19 protein-coding genes and 1 tRNA gene are annotated in these 13,971 nt (G+C 50.3%); 5 read left to right on the forward strand and 15 right to left on the reverse strand.

From position 1 onward, the window contains the following. Positions 1–449: 449 nt before the first annotated feature. The 14 genes from HMPREF2907_RS05120 to HMPREF2907_RS05190 all read right to left on the reverse strand — a co-directional run bounded on the left by HMPREF2907_RS05120 (position 450) and on the right by HMPREF2907_RS05190 (position 9,875). Positions 450–767 carry a helix-turn-helix domain-containing protein gene (locus HMPREF2907_RS05120; protein WP_019270431.1) on the reverse strand — a complete coding sequence of 106 codons (318 nt, stop codon included), beginning with the start codon at positions 765–767 and terminating at the stop codon, positions 450–452. Further along, positions 764–1,102, reverse strand: coding sequence for a type II toxin-antitoxin system RelE/ParE family toxin (locus HMPREF2907_RS05125; RefSeq protein ID WP_070492805.1), 339 nt, complete (start codon positions 1,100–1,102; stop codon positions 764–766). The genes HMPREF2907_RS05120 and HMPREF2907_RS05125 overlap by 4 nt, the downstream gene beginning before the upstream one ends. A gap of 562 nt (positions 1,103–1,664) precedes the next feature. Continuing rightward, positions 1,665–3,401, reverse strand: coding sequence for a DUF927 domain-containing protein (locus HMPREF2907_RS05135; protein ID WP_070680738.1), 1,737 nt, complete (start codon positions 3,399–3,401; stop codon positions 1,665–1,667). After that, positions 3,398–4,525, reverse strand: coding sequence for a DUF7146 domain-containing protein (locus HMPREF2907_RS05140; protein ID WP_070680741.1), 1,128 nt, complete (start codon positions 4,523–4,525; stop codon positions 3,398–3,400). The genes HMPREF2907_RS05135 and HMPREF2907_RS05140 overlap by 4 nt, the downstream gene beginning before the upstream one ends. Then, a complete protein-coding gene (locus HMPREF2907_RS05145) occupies positions 4,522–4,707 on the reverse strand; it encodes a polyribonucleotide nucleotidyltransferase (RefSeq protein ID WP_070680744.1) in 186 nt (61 codons plus the stop codon). Before HMPREF2907_RS05145 ends, HMPREF2907_RS05140 begins: the two co-directional genes overlap by 4 nt. Continuing rightward, positions 4,704–4,919, reverse strand: a complete 216-nt coding sequence (locus tag HMPREF2907_RS05150; protein WP_070680748.1) for a PTS sugar transporter subunit IID — start codon at positions 4,917–4,919, stop codon at positions 4,704–4,706. The genes HMPREF2907_RS05145 and HMPREF2907_RS05150 overlap by 4 nt, the downstream gene beginning before the upstream one ends. A gap of 144 nt (positions 4,920–5,063) precedes the next feature. Continuing rightward, complete coding sequence (locus tag HMPREF2907_RS05155) at positions 5,064–5,306, reverse strand: hypothetical protein (RefSeq protein ID WP_070680751.1); 243 nt, start codon at positions 5,304–5,306, stop codon at positions 5,064–5,066. Between the two features lie 285 nt (positions 5,307–5,591). Further along, the gene (locus tag HMPREF2907_RS05160) at positions 5,592–6,134 is read right to left on the reverse strand and encodes a terminase small subunit (protein ID WP_070680753.1); all 543 of its coding nucleotides are present in this window, start codon (positions 6,132–6,134) and stop codon (positions 5,592–5,594) included. A gap of 66 nt (positions 6,135–6,200) precedes the next feature. Continuing rightward, positions 6,201–6,899 (reverse strand): hypothetical protein, encoded by a 699-nt coding sequence (locus tag HMPREF2907_RS05165; protein ID WP_070680756.1) that lies wholly within the window; start codon positions 6,897–6,899, stop codon positions 6,201–6,203. Between the two features lie 16 nt (positions 6,900–6,915). Further along, positions 6,916–7,155: a helix-turn-helix domain-containing protein gene (locus tag HMPREF2907_RS05170; RefSeq protein ID WP_070680760.1), complete on the reverse strand. Its 240-nt coding sequence runs from the start codon at positions 7,153–7,155 to the stop codon at positions 6,916–6,918. Positions 7,156–7,219: 64 nt separating this feature from the next. Next, entirely contained in the window at positions 7,220–7,432 is a 213-nt protein-coding gene (locus tag HMPREF2907_RS05175; RefSeq protein ID WP_070680764.1) for a helix-turn-helix transcriptional regulator, read from the reverse strand. Between the two features lie 96 nt (positions 7,433–7,528). Then, positions 7,529–8,299 carry a hypothetical protein gene (locus tag HMPREF2907_RS05180; protein ID WP_070680766.1) on the reverse strand — a complete coding sequence of 257 codons (771 nt, stop codon included), beginning with the start codon at positions 8,297–8,299 and terminating at the stop codon, positions 7,529–7,531. Between the two features lie 62 nt (positions 8,300–8,361). Beyond that, complete coding sequence (locus tag HMPREF2907_RS05185; RefSeq protein ID WP_070680769.1) at positions 8,362–9,594, reverse strand: tyrosine-type recombinase/integrase; 1,233 nt, start codon at positions 9,592–9,594, stop codon at positions 8,362–8,364. Positions 9,595–9,790: 196 nt separating this feature from the next. Beyond that, positions 9,791–9,875, reverse strand: a tRNA-Leu gene (locus HMPREF2907_RS05190). A gap of 133 nt (positions 9,876–10,008) precedes the next feature. Here HMPREF2907_RS05190 and HMPREF2907_RS05195 point away from each other — a divergent pair. From HMPREF2907_RS05195 to HMPREF2907_RS05210, 4 genes are all read left to right on the forward strand, one after another. After that, positions 10,009–10,677 carry a hypothetical protein gene (locus HMPREF2907_RS05195; RefSeq protein ID WP_070680772.1) on the forward strand — a complete coding sequence of 223 codons (669 nt, stop codon included), beginning with the start codon at positions 10,009–10,011 and terminating at the stop codon, positions 10,675–10,677. Further along, positions 10,670–11,263, forward strand: a complete 594-nt coding sequence (ribA, locus tag HMPREF2907_RS05200) for a GTP cyclohydrolase II (RefSeq protein ID WP_070680774.1) — start codon at positions 10,670–10,672, stop codon at positions 11,261–11,263. The genes HMPREF2907_RS05195 and ribA overlap by 8 nt, the downstream gene beginning before the upstream one ends. A 113-nt stretch (positions 11,264–11,376) precedes the next feature. Then, positions 11,377–12,477, forward strand: coding sequence for a conjugal transfer protein (locus HMPREF2907_RS05205; RefSeq protein ID WP_070680777.1), 1,101 nt, complete (start codon positions 11,377–11,379; stop codon positions 12,475–12,477). Between the two features lie 7 nt (positions 12,478–12,484). Beyond that, complete coding sequence (locus HMPREF2907_RS05210; RefSeq protein ID WP_070680780.1) at positions 12,485–12,949, forward strand: low molecular weight protein-tyrosine-phosphatase; 465 nt, start codon at positions 12,485–12,487, stop codon at positions 12,947–12,949. A gap of 148 nt (positions 12,950–13,097) precedes the next feature. Here HMPREF2907_RS05210 and HMPREF2907_RS05215 read toward each other — a convergent pair whose 3' ends face one another. Beyond that, on the reverse strand, positions 13,098–13,283 hold the full coding sequence (locus HMPREF2907_RS05215) for a hypothetical protein (protein ID WP_070680783.1): 186 nt from the start codon (positions 13,281–13,283) through the stop codon (positions 13,098–13,100). On the opposite strand from HMPREF2907_RS05215, the gene HMPREF2907_RS05220 reads away from it, so the two are divergent. Beyond that, a complete protein-coding gene (locus HMPREF2907_RS05220; RefSeq protein WP_070680787.1) occupies positions 13,282–13,803 on the forward strand; it encodes a thioredoxin family protein in 522 nt (173 codons plus the stop codon). The two genes, HMPREF2907_RS05215 and HMPREF2907_RS05220, sit on opposite strands and share 2 nt — an antisense overlap. The last annotated feature ends 168 nt before the right edge of the window (positions 13,804–13,971 follow it).

Consider the following 13,971-nt stretch of genomic DNA (forward strand, 5'->3'; position numbering starts at 1 on the left):
TCCCGTCATTCAGCTTGAATGGTTTTTCGGAGGGTATGGCGTTTTTGATTTGGCGCTCGTTCAGCTTCATTTTTACGGTATTTTTTCGAGGTATTTTTCAGATACCGCAAAAGATACCGTAAATTTTAGGTTACTCCAATTAAGATGAATTAGACGGAATTATACAATCAGGAAGAAGACAATAGGATAGCAATCAGTCTGAACGCCTTGTATTTATTGGGCTTGGTTGATGGTATTAGACAGGATTAAACGAAAAAAAAACGCCTGAAATTTTCAAGCGTTTTTGTATGTTGGTTGCGGATAAGACACAAACCAAAGGATTAATACATTGTTTTATATCATTAAAATAATCAAGAAATGAGGATATACCCCCAAATAACCCCCCATTTTGTCAAAGTCAAAATTTTTCAGGGGTAAGCATTACTCCACTTTAGCTGTTCGCCATCAGATTAGCGGCTGATATTCAGTTCCGCCGTTTTGCCTGTCTTAGCAAGCATGGTTAATAACGCATCTATCGTGAACTTGCTGATTTTGCCGTTTACCAAATCGGAAACACGGGGGCGGCTGGTGTTAAAGATTTCTGCCGCCTGTTCCTGTTTCAAGTTCTGCTCTTTTATCCATGCGCTGACGCTTTCGGCAAGCTGTAACTTGGTTCTGATAATCATATCGCTATGTGCCTTGAGTTTGGCGGCTTCGTCAGGCTGAAAACCCAAATCGGCAAAAACATTACCGCCTACCGGTGTAATATGCGTGGTTTTCGATGTCATTTTTCTATCTCCTGTATCAATGCCCTATATCGGCTCTTGATGATTGCTGTGTCTTTCGGGGCGGTTTTTTGGCTCTTCTTTTGGAAGCTGTGCAATACATAGACGGCTTTTTCAAACTTAGCCACATAAACCACTCTAAACGCCCCGTCGGGCAAACGTTTTCTAAGTTCCATAACCCCGCTGCCAAGACTAATCATCGGTTTAAAGTCTGTCGGCTCTAAGCCATTTTGGATCAATCCCAATTCATAGCCGAAATGCCTTACCGCTTCAATCGGAAAGGCTTTTAGGTCTTCTAGCGATGTATCACGCCATTCAATCGGCTTCTCTCTGTTCATGTATCAAATTTTATACAGATAAGCAGCAAGAGGCAAGAATAAAGAAAAAGCGTATATATACAAAAAAACGCAAAATCGTTTGGTACCTTTGGTACCAATGGCTAAAAGCCTTGCCAGTCATGGCTTTCACGGTACCAAAACACATATCTTAACTTTGGTACCGTTTGGTACCGCTCCTATTTTTTGGGCGTAACCATATGAATATAAAGGGGTACCAAATAGTACCAAATCGGTACCAAGTAAATTTATGTTCATTTGGTACCGTTTTTTCTTTATTTTTATATTGATATTCATATGGTTATAAATGTAAAGTTTTGTGGTTTCAAAGGTACCAAATGATTTTGCCTCGCGCATAGGGTTTTATCTGTCCGCGCGTATTGGTCTTGAAATTATTTATCCCTCGTCTGTCTTTGTCGGTCATGGCGGAAACAGGACGTAATTGTGCTATCAGCGCGCTTTGCCGTTTGGGTATGGATTGTCTGAAGTAATGGGCGCAAAAAAGCCCGCCTGTATCAGTCATGGCGGGCTTGGTGGGCGTTTTGAATTAACCTTATGCAAACGGTCAGTCGTCCAGTTCCATATTGGGGGTCAGCACATAAAACCAGCCGTTCCCTTTCCGTCGGTGTTGGTAGCCTTTGTTTTTATGGTTGTATTTCAGCAATCCCCCGTCTGACAACACACGGCAAACTTTTAATTCATCGAAGCTTTGGGCGATTTCATCGGCAAAGACGCGGCGGATTACCCATAATTCCAATTTCTCCCCCTCCTGTTTCCGATAGCCTGCGTGGTCTTTGTTGGTGCTTTTATCGCTCCAATCCGTAAACCTCATGCCTAACGCGTATAGGTCGATAAAGTCCTCCGCCTGCTCGATAATTCTGCGGTCTTCGTGTTTCCCCGCTCCGTTGGTTTCCAGCCATTCATCAAAGCATTGTTTCACGCCTGCCATGCCTACGCCTGCGGCTAAACCGGTAACGGGGGCGGCAAGCTCCAAAGCGGCGGCGGCAAGGGCAAAGCGTTTTGCCACTCTTCGCGCCTGTCCTGACAGTTCGGGGACGGTCTCCATAAATGCGGTCATGCGCACGTTTGCCTGCTGTTTGGCTTGTTCTAGGTCGTCTGAAAGCCGTCGGATGAACGCTCTGCCCGCTGCCCCGTGATATTGTTCGGCGGATTGGGCGATATGTTCGCTCAATAATGCGCCGCTCTCGAAGCCGTGCAAGGTGTCGTAAATACCGTATCGGGCGGCGGCTCTGATACTGGGCAGGCGGGCGGCTTGTCCTGCGTTCCAATCGCCTTTGTGGTGTTTCAGGATGGAATCGGGGGTCTTTTCGCCGGTGGAAAACATCATCACTTTCCAGCGGCTCAAGGCGCGGTTTCCGCCTTGTTTTGCGCCCTGTACTTTGTTGATTCCGTTCATGACGCTGTAAACGGTGTCGCCGATGACGTGGGGGCTTGCCTGCACGATTTCGTCCAACACCAGCAAGCCATCATTGCGCGCGGCGGCGGTATTGGAAAAGCCTATCTTCGTACCGCTCCAAGACAACAGGCTGCCCGATGGTCTGCCCCATACGCTCAAGGCTGCTTTGGCGGCGGTGGTCTTGCCGTCGGATGAATCGCCCATCAGATGAAAACCGCCCGATTCTTCGCTCAACAGGGACAGCAAGGGGGCGGCAAAGGACGCGCCCAATGCCAGGCATAGGCGGCTGTTTCCCGCTGCGTATCGGGCGATATTTTGCTGCCAGTCGCCAAGCTCTCCGTTTGGTCGGTATGCCGCCGCTTGGCTGGTGTCGCCGTTGTAGATGACGGCGGGGGTTTTGCCGTCTGCTGTGATGGTTTCGCCGCTGGGCATGATGTAGGTGTCCCCGTGCCAGCCCGCGCGGTCGGTAATGGTAAAGGCGGTACGGCTGCCCTGTGTCTGCAAATAATCTGCCAGTCTTTCCCTTTTTGCCCGCCCGCTCATGACGGTTAAGCCGTAACTCTGCAATCGCTGCCAGCCCTGAACCGTGCCGATTTCCGCTTGTGGGATGGCGGCGGTCTTGGTTTGGCGTGTGATTTTGTCCTGCCAGCGGATAACGCGGTAATACGCGCCGTCGTTGTCCTGCCCCGTGCCGATGATGTCGATAGGGTCGGAAAGCAATAGCGGTTCTGCTTCGACGGCTTCGCCGTCTTTGCTCGTTCTGACGTTTATCCACCATACGCCCCGATGGTCGGTATCGAAGCGAGGGCGCGGGCGGTATGGTTCGATGTCGTTGATGTTGTAGTCTTGGGTACTTTCCTGCTTCGCTGTTTCGGTATTTTTCATGCTGCTATCCCTCCAGTGTTTTGTATGGGGTCGTCTGATTGGGTTTCAGACGACCTTTTTGCTTCTTTCAGTTCGTCCAGTGCGTCATAGCCCGGCGTTTCGCTCTGCCATATACGCGCCTTGATGCCCTGCTTGATGGCTCGGACTGCCAAATCATGCGCGGCTTTGAAACCTACGGGGCGCGGGGTGTCGTTATCGGCAATAATCACGATTTCCTTTAGGTCGTCTGAAAGGTGGTATTTCGCCATGCTGTTTGCGCTCAAGGCGGCGGATAAGCCCCAATCGCGGGCTTGGAACAATTCACGGGCGGCAAGGGCGGTTTCTATGCCCTCCGCAATGACAAGCCGTTCGTTTGCAGGGATAGGGAACAAGTGAACCGCCATGCCTGAAATGCTGCCCTGTTTGCGGCTCTGCATTTTCTTGGCGGGCAGGACTTCGCCCGTTTCGGGGTGTTTGATTGCCAGCTTTCGATAATGCGGGGCGTGTAGCCCGTCTTCTCCGTATGGCTTGTCATAGGTCGTCTGAAAATAGGTCATGTGCAAGCCTTGAAGCTCGCCGCCCGTATCGCGGATGGCGCAAACCATACAGGGGAAACGACCGATAAAAAGCGGCTTGTCCTCCCCCGTCGTCCAATAATCCGCCTCTCTCAAAAAACGGACGTTTTCAGGTAATTGCGCCATGTCCAAACCGCGTGATTTCAAATACTGCACGGCGGGGGAATCGGCAGTTATCGGCTCTGCTCCGTTCCACAATGCGGCAAGTTTGCCGATATGGTCTTTTTCGGGGCGTGGCTGCGTCTGTGGGCGTGTGGGCGGTATCGGTAAGGGGTTTTTTGCCCCGCCCATGTTCAAAACGCCTGCTACGGCGCGTAATGCTTCGTCAAAACCGCAATTCAGATAGTGCATTACCAAGCCGAAACCGTCGCCCGCTCCGTTGTGGTAATGGCTGCAAATAAATGTGCCGTTGCCGTCCTTGTCGTCATACCGGAAACGGTCTTTACCTCCACACGCGGGGCAAGGCTGGTGTTTGTTTTTCAGGTATCGCGGGTCTATGCCGATGGCGGCGTGAATTTCCTGCCAGCGGTATTGCGCGGCGGCTTTGATGTCTTGATAGGTCGGTTTCATTGTTCTGCCTCCCCATATCTGTCCATCGCTTCACGCGCTATGGCTGCTACAGTGTTAATCGCTGCTTTTCGGCTTGCTCCGTCGTTCACAATCAGCAAGACGGCGGTCAAAACGTCCACTGCTGCGATTGCCTTTTCTTTGCTGTTTAGCTGGTTTGCCAGCTTCTCCGTGATGGTCTTCATTGCCGCGCCTCCTCTGTTACAGGTTCTAAAACTACCCCCACCATCGGGTCGGTCTCCCATATGGTCGGTGTTGTCTGTATTGCCTGCTCCGTTTCTGCATGGGCGGGCTGGTTACAGGCTCGGATTGCCAAAGCTATCAATAACACCCAAAACACCAGCAAAGCGCGGTTGAAATAGCGGCGGAAACGGTCGTTTTTATCAGTCGGTTTCATGTTTTCATGTCCTCCATGCCCAGCGCACCAAAAATATCAAATATCGAAAAATCAAATACTTATGAAAACACTAGGGCGAAGTTTGCCCTATGCCGTCCAAAACGGGCGGCATAAAGGCGGGTAAATTTCAGGGATTGGGTGAACTTAACCGGCGTGGGTTACGCTGAAAGCAGCCCATGCTTTTAGGTCGTCTGAAAGCAAAGCAATAAACGACCGACAGGCGGCAACGGCGGCGGCGTGTGATGGATAGATGCCCAAACGGCGGGCGGTGCATGAATGAACGTCAATATCGGCTAAATACGCGGTCGGTTCGTGAACGACGGCGCAAAAGCCTTGTTCTGATGGGGATTGGATGTCTTGGATTTGGATAGAATTTGAAGATTGCATTTGAAATGCTCCTAGTTAAATTGAGATTTGAGAAATGCCCGAAATAGGGGGCGGTGCTCTCTCCTGTAACTAGTCAGGCGTGGGCGTTGCCGCTACCACACACCGCCATAACTCGTGATAGGTCGTCTGAAATGCTAACGTTTAATAACATTACAAACGCCCGTGAAAGAATTTTGGCGATAAAAAATCAGCGTTACCCTGCTGATTTGGGCTAGTTAATTTAAGAGAGAACCTAGATTCTGATTCTCAAGGCTCGATTTGTCAAATGTTTTTGCATTGGACGGGTTAGATTATTTTGTCCAATACAATTAGGACTACTGCATACTCAATCCGCGCTATATCGTCTCCAACAATGGCTGTAATATCGGCAAGCGTGATTTCACTGTATGACTTATTAAAAAAAGTATTGGAAACTTGTTTTCTTTCCTCTTCTGTCAGCGGGCATTTGCGCTCTTCCTGTTTTACTTGGCTGATTTCCGCCTCTGCCTTGATTTCCGCTTTATCCACCAATAAGCCCAGCATTTTTGCCTTGCCCATCGTGGCCGATACTGCCGCGCTGCTTTGCGGCGTGGGTGCTGCCAGTGCCGCCGCCCGCGCCTGCTCCAATTCGTGCAACAGGTCGCCCACCGTTACCGCGTGTCGTTGCCGCGCTTCTTCCTTTAAGCCGTCCACCATCGCGGAAATATCGGGGTCTTGAAGCAGCTTATAGGCTTCATTCGTTACCGTTTCGGGCTTCATGTTGTCAGCGTTGTAGGCTTGCCGATATGCTTCGCTTGCATTGCCCGTTTCCACATACAGACGGGCAAACTGTTCTTGTTTCGGAGTCATGTCCTAATCCTTTCAAAAAGCCGCCCAATAGCCATTTTTCAGCCTTTGGGCGGCTGTTGAGTGTTGCTATTTCAAATTGTCCAAAGCCGCTTCTTTTTCTTTCTCCATGTCTTCCAAGATGTCGAAAATAGCGTTTTCTTCCCCGCCTGTGCCGTCCATCATGTTGAAGAAGCCGGGTAAACGTAAATCAATGATTCTATCTGGCATGGATTGCCCATAGGACGGGCAATCAGCCCGCAAACCGTTTTCAAGTAGATTCGCTCTCATCTCAGCGGAGGCTTTACCGATTCCTACCAATTTCGCGGCGGCTTTGATATAGGCGCGCGCGGCTTCCATATACTCGGGCAAGTGGGTTTCTTCTATGTCGATGATAAACATCTCATAACGGGAAACAGCCAGTAAATTGCGAAGCTCTGAAATGCGGTTCAGATGTTGAAGGCGTTCATTAAAAAGGCTTTCCAACAGTTCTTTTTGCGCTTCCAGCATATCGGCGGCGCGGTCTGCCTCTTCGCGTTTGGCGGCAATCTCTGAATCAAGCCCTTTGGCTTCTTCGCTGTTTGTGGGTTTGCCCATTTTTAATAAATTGGCAAATATGCCTTTGCGTCTGTTTCGTAGCCCCGCAAATTCATTGATAACCGCCTGCGCTTCTGTAACGCCCGCTTCTGCCGCTTCAATTTGGGCGGTCAGTTCGCTGCATTTGTCCTCTTCCTCTTTCAGTAACTTTTGGCGGGTCTCAAAAGTTGTCTTTGTATATTCGATATTCATAGTTAAAGCTCCTGATTTAATTGATTAATACGAATCGACCGCGTTTCACGGTTTCCCCGAATTGGTTGGTTACTTCTTCCATCACGGTAACGATGTCATGCCCCGCCCTGCGAAGCTCCATGATGCGCGTGTTGTAGCCCAATATGCCCATTTGGGAAAGCTCCCATGATGTAACGCTGCCCTGTTTCAATCGGGACAAAACGCGCTCTCGTTGACTTGGCGTTTTGGGTTTGCCGTTGGTAGAATAGCTGCTCATGCTTAATAATCCTTTCCGCCGTCTGAATGTCCGTTCAGGCGGCATTTGTTTTGCGCCTGATAAATCAATTTGCCCGCTCTTCGCGTTTGGCTGCCAGTTTGCCAAGATACTCTTCAATCTCACTGGAAAGCCAGCCGGTAATATTTTCGGAAAGTTTGATAGGCTTAGGAAAATCAGGGCGGAAATGGCGGCTCTTAGGGTTTGCCCAATTCCAAATAGTCGCCCGTGAAACACCCATAACGCGGGCGGTATCGTTTACTCGTAATACGGTATTCATATGCTTTGCCTTTCTTAGTCGGGGTTATATGACAGGCAAAATAATAGCCGCCCCTGTGGGCGGCTGTTAAGGAAGCAGCATGTTACTTCCCTAAAATCAGTTTGTTGATTTCATATTTTCCTGAAACTGTTTTATCCATTCTTTAACTGTTTTTTCCGATGGAACGTCAGGGGCTGATATTTCATCGTTATTAATTTTTTCTAAAATAAGGCGGATTAATTTAGCTTTTCCACCCCATTGATTCAACATTTCCTTTCTTTCTTCCAATAACTGATTTACGGCCGCTATCGTTCCCGCTTTTTCATAATGGCTTTGCCTGGCTTTGCTTGCTTTTCGGGCATTTTCTGTTATTGCCTCTATGCTGATTTGGTCTTTTCTCAACTCCAAAGAAATGAACTCTATGGATGTTGAAATTAAGTTTGCTATTGTCCTAAATTGATTAAAGTTTTCTTGCAATGGTTTGTCTTTGAAGTTTGAAACATACTCATAAATAGCCTTAGCCGTGATGAAATACTGCATTTCTAGGCGCATCTCCAAACTTTGCCCAAAGTGCAATTCTTCTATCACGGGATAAAAATAATCTGAATAATCAATAGGGTCTCCGTGCTTTTCCTGATACTTCTCTAACGCGTCATTAACCTGCTCTTCAACTAAAGAAACCTTGTAAGTTTCCTTATGACTCCATAGCGACACACCATACTCAAATTTTTCAAGGCTTTGAAATGCTCTAGTTAGCACCCTTTCGGCTTGCCAGCTAAAAACTCCTAGTACGTCATGAAATTCAGGGTTTTTACGGATATTGAATATAGCCGCATATTTTGGGCTATATGCTGCAATATCTCTTGGATATGTGGTATGTGGAATCATTTGACACCTTTAAACTAATGAAAACAACGCAAAAACTCGAAGTAGATATTTTCAGACGACCTCTAATCAGTCTTGCCATCTTGAATCAGTTGCAATGCTTGGTTATACCGTTCCCGCAAAAAGTCGCTATACCATTGCATAAACTCTTTGCGCTCGTTCAGATAATCGGCGCGGTTGTAGGCGGCGCGGATTTTGTTGTTTTCAATGTGAGCAAGCTGCCGTTCTATCGCATCAGGGTTGAAGCCTTGTTCATTCAAAACGCTGCTTGCAAGGGAGCGGAAACCATGCGGGGTTACTCTGCCTTTATAGCCCATGCGCTCAATGATACGGCTGATGGTTGCGTCGCTGATAAAGCCGTCCGTCTTGGTTCTGCTGGGAAACAGAAACGGGGTATTACCCGTGATTTCTTTCAGTTCTGCCAAAAGTTCAAGCGTCCAGTCAGCCAGCGGCACGGCATGGGGCGGTTTCGGCGCGGTCTTCTCGTGCTTCATACGCTGGGCGGGAACTGTCCATATTGCCGCGTCAAAGTCTATTTCATTCCATTGTCCGCCCCTTAGTTCCGTGCTTCGTAAAAAGGTCAGCATATTCAAAATCAGGGCTATTCTGTTTTGCGGCTCAATCTCTGCCAATATCAGGCGGCGAAAAAACTCGGTCAGTTCTTCACGGGGCAGGGCGGGGCGATGGTCGGTCTGCTTGGCGGGGATGTATTTCCGCAATGAATAGGCGGGGTTGGTTTCCACTACTTCAAGCATGACAGCATAGTCAAATATCGAGCCTGTCCATTCCCTGATTTTTTCCGCCGTATTGTTCACGCCCCGTGTCATTACGCCGTCGAGAACCGTTTTAATATCGCTTACCCTGATTTCCTGTATCGGCATTTCGCCGATAACGGGGAAAACGTCGGTTTCAAAATATCTCAACACTCGGGCGGCGTGGTTTTCTTTCCAGCGGATTAGGTTGTCAGAATGCCAGCGGCGGGCGATGGCTTCAAAGGTATTTAGGGCGGCGGCTTGCCGTTCGCACTTTTCCTGTTGCTTGGCTTCGCTGGGGTCTTGCCCCGATACAAGCAAGCGGCGGGCATTTTCGGCGGCTTGGCGGGCTTCTACCAATGAGAAAGCAGGATATTTCCCGATAGTGAGTGTTTTCTCTTTACCAGCAAAACGATATTTCAGGCGGAATACTTTTCCGCCCGCTGGGGTAACTTCAAGATACAGGCCGCCCCCGTCAAATAACTTGGCTTTCTTTCCAGTATCAGACGGCTTGGCGGCTTTGATTTGGCGGTCGTTTAGGGGCATTGGGGGTATGTTTTTTATGAGTGTTGTCAGATTCCCCGAATCATACCCCCATATTTTGGTTTATTCAATTATACGGCATTGGGGGTATTTAGACACTTGGCAAGGGGGTTAATAGCCTGAAAGCCTTACCAGTATTGAATCTTGATTACTGCGTTAGATTTGATTAGACAAAAAATAACCCCTGAAAGGGGTTAGGTGGTGCGGACGGAGAGACTCGAACTCTCACACCTCTCGGCGCCAGAACCTAAATCTGGTGCGTCTACCAATTTCGCCACGTCCGCGTGATGAAACCGAAGATTATACACAAAGTATCCTGCTCTGCAAACAATCTTTGGCTTGAAATTGCTTTATTCTGACCGATATAATGGCAGGTCGGTTATCTGCCGGAACACACTAATATCAAAGAGGAACATCATGCCCGTTTTACTGATTCAGGATTTTTTACAGACACAGGGTTTGAAGCTGTCTTCAGACGACCTCCGTGTTGCTTATCTGACCGCGAAGACGGTAATGGATATGGGCAATGCTTCGATTGACCGCTCGGTTTTATGGCGTGAAGAAGACGGTTGGAAGCTGGCAGACCATATTGAAGAAACGCCGGAAAATGAAGTTTTGCTCAAACAGGTTTTCATGGCTCTGGATTCGGTATTCAGCCGCGCAAAAGCTGTCAAAGGCGCGGCGGTTTACATCCACATTCCGGGCGAACCGCATGCAAGGCTGGTTCGTATCTCGGCGCAAGGCGAGCCTTTGGAGAACCTGTTGGCGGTGCATGAAGAAAACGGTACGGTTTACCTTGCCTGCCGTACGGCGCAGAGCGGCTGGATGAATATTGCCAACGATATTGCCTATTGGCTTTCGCTTGATGAAATCCAAGGCGATAGGAACAAAGGCTGTGGAAGCCAGTTGTCCATCCCTGTGGCAACGCAAAACGGCACGGTTTTGGGCGTGGTTCATGTTGAATTTGCCGATAAAGATCAAGCCGATGAAGCAGCCCAAACAGATTGGTCGGCGCTGGCGTTGGCGCTTGCCGAGCCGCTGAAAGCATTGGCAGGCATCGAAGACAAGGAAGAAGAACATGAATAATACCTTGAAATTCGTCGCCTCCTGCCGTCTGCCGACCAAATGGGGCGACTTCACTATGCACGGTTTTGAAGAACCGAGCGGACAAGAACATATCGCTTTGACGATGGGCGATTTTTCAGACGACCTCCCCGTTCTGACCCGCATCCATTCCGAATGTTTGACCGGCGATGCGCTGTTTTCCAAAAAATGCGACTGCGGCCCGCAGCTTGAAGCGGCGATGAAAGCGGTTCAACAAGAAGGGCGCGGTGTCATCGTTTATTTGCGTCAAGAAGGGCGTGGCATCGGCTTAATCAACAAAATCCGTGCCTATAAGCTTCAAGACGAAGGGATGGATACGGTCGAAGCCAACCTCGCACTCGGACTACCCGTTGACGCACGCGACTTTACGCTTGCCAAGCAAATCTACGACCATCTGAATATCCGCGCCGTCAAACTGCTGACCAACAATCCTGAAAAAATTCAAACCTTGAAAGATGCAGGCATCAATGTCGTCGAACGTATTCCGCTCCATGTCGGCGAGAATGCGGAAAACAAACGTTATCTGCACACAAAAGCTGACAAATTGGGACATATGATTTTTGATTGAGGGCAGGCGGGCGTATTTCCCGCCTTTTTTCGTTTTCAGACGACCTTTTCCCAATCCGTATCGCGATATTGTTATAATCCGAGCTGTCCGGACAACCACCGATTTATATCCATATGAACACCTTCATCCTCCACGACACACGTCCTTATCCGCAAACTCCGGTTAAAAACCATTTACTGGTAAACGCCTCCCTGCTCGCACACGGCACGACCGCTGCGACCCGCAAGATTGCTGTGGGACAGTTGCAAGCCGAAATCCGCAGCCAGCTCCAACAAAACTACTACGTCAACCTGTCCGTCGCCATGACCATGGCACCCGATGCAGAGACCTACAACGCGCTGATGCAGAGCATCAATCAAGTCTTATCCGCCGAAAACGACGACGAAGCCCAATGGTTTGCCCTGCCCGTCGTCATCGTCGCCGGCTGCAAACAAGAGCGCACGCTGCCCCTGACGCTGCCTACCGAAGCACTGACCGCCTGCCTGTCCAACTATCCCCACTTGCGTGCTTTAACGCAAAACACCCAATGGCTGCCCTTCCTCGCCCATTCAGACGACCTGAGCGGCATCACGCCCGAACAGTGGTGGAAGGCGAAACAAAACAGCGAATCCGCCGCCGCGTTCCTGCAAACCTTTGAAGACAAACCGCTGATTTGCCCCGAAGGGCAGTCCGTCCACGTCGTGTACGCCTTGGGCTACGGCGACAAAAACCTGCAAACCGCCTTGGGTGTCAACCTGCAACAGGCAGGCCTGCCGCTGATGCAGGTTTGGCAGGAAAGCCTTGCCGCCGCCGGCGTTACCCTCTTCACCAATCCGCTGTCTCCGAACACCCCGCTCCAAGCCCTGACCGACGGCAGCCACACCCGTCAGCGCATGGCGATGGACGTATTCGCCACCAACGCCATCCGCGCCATCCGTATGCAGAGTCCGCGCGTCGGCGTCGTCATCGCCGCAAGGGCGGGCGGGCAGATTCTGTTCGGTTTCAACGCGACCGACAGCGCGTTTGAAGTCGTTCCGCAAGTGTTCGTGTGGAACCTTTCGTCCTCCGACAACATCGCCGTCATCCAACACAACTTCCTCGACCTGATGGCGGAATGCCGCGTCGAGCATATCCGCATCCTGCACGACGTTTTGCCGGAAAATGCCGACCTGCCGACCTACGCGCAATCCCTGTCCCTGGACGGACACAACCCATTCTTCTCCGAACACGCCTAAACCGCCTATGAAAAACCATTCCGTACTCTTCGTCTGCCTCGGCAACATCTGCCGCTCCCCCATGGCGGAATACGTCCTGCGCCACCGCGCCCGCGAAGCAGGCGTAGCCCACCGCGTCCGTACCGACAGCGCTGGCACATCCGGCTTGCACGACGGCGAAAACATGCACCAAGGCACGCGCAAAACCCTCGCCGCCCACGGCATCGACCATCAAGGTTTTACCAGCAGCAAAGTGCGTTCCGAAGATTTCGATGAATTCGACTTCATCATCGCCATGGACGACAACAACCTTGCCGAACTGGAAAAAATGTTCGGCAAACACCCCGACAAAATCTTCAAACTCACCGACCTCATCCCCGAAAGCGGCTACCGCCACGTCCCCGACCCGTGGTACACCGGCGACTTTGACGAAACCTTCAGGCTTGTGGACGCAGGCAGCGTCGCGCTGCTGAAAAAGCTGGGCTTGGTTTGAATCGGTTGACACAACATTTAAAGTTGAACGCAATGCAGTAAAAAAGGTCGTCTGAAACCTCAAATTTGGGTTTCAGACGACCTTTTGTTGAAGAGATGGCCGGGGTAGGGCGGCTGAATGAGAAATAAACCCCAGCGTAGCGCGGGTTCTACCCGCGAGAAAGCGATGCCTCCAAACCACCACGGGCAAAGCCCACGCTACACAACGCTACTTCGCCCGCCCATTGCCATACATCAAAAATCCGTCTGAAAAAAGCCGTTTCCAGCGTTTCAGACGACCCCGCCGCCGCGAAAGGCGTATACTTTTCCCTATCGCAACCAAGGAGCCGAATCATGAAAATCCTGCCCGTCCTGACCGCCGCGCTGCTCTTGTGTTCCTGCGCCGCCGACCGTGAAACCGAAGCCCTAAAAAACAGCCTGTCCGAAGCGCAAACCGCCGTGCGCCTTTCCGCCGAAAACACCAAGCGGCTGGAAGACACCTATTCCGACATTTACTTCCACCTCGACAGCCTGACCGTCGAAAGCTTCAAAAAACGCGTCGCCAACGGAGACACCGTTTACGCCTACATCGGCAGACCAAGCTGCGGTGACTGCAACGCCTTCGAACCCATGTTCAAACGCTACATCGCCAGCCGCAACCTGAACGGCAAAATCTACTTCGTCAACGTCCACCGCCTGCACCAAGACAAAGAAGCATGGACCGCGTTCCACCAACAATACAAACTCGGCGGCACGCCTGTCTTAGCGAAATACAGCAAAGGCAAACAAGTCAACAAGCTTGATTTGGAAGAAAACGGCGGCAAAATCAGCGCCGAAGACTTGGAGAAATGGCTGGACGCAAACGGCTTGCGGTAAACCGCCCGTTTGGGATTGCACCGTTTAAGTGTCAAAGACTTTACGGAAGAATGAAGAGAGGTCGTCTGAAAACAGGATTTGGGTTTCAGACGACCTTTTACCGTATCAGCAATCTTGTTCCTTCCCCCTTCCGGCGGAGGAAGGTTAGGATGGGGGTGGCTTTACGGT

The sequence above is a fragment of the Neisseria sp. HMSC055H02 genome (genome assembly GCF_001813335.1).
In the GTDB taxonomy this organism is placed as follows: domain Bacteria; phylum Pseudomonadota; class Gammaproteobacteria; order Burkholderiales; family Neisseriaceae; genus Neisseria; species Neisseria sicca_C.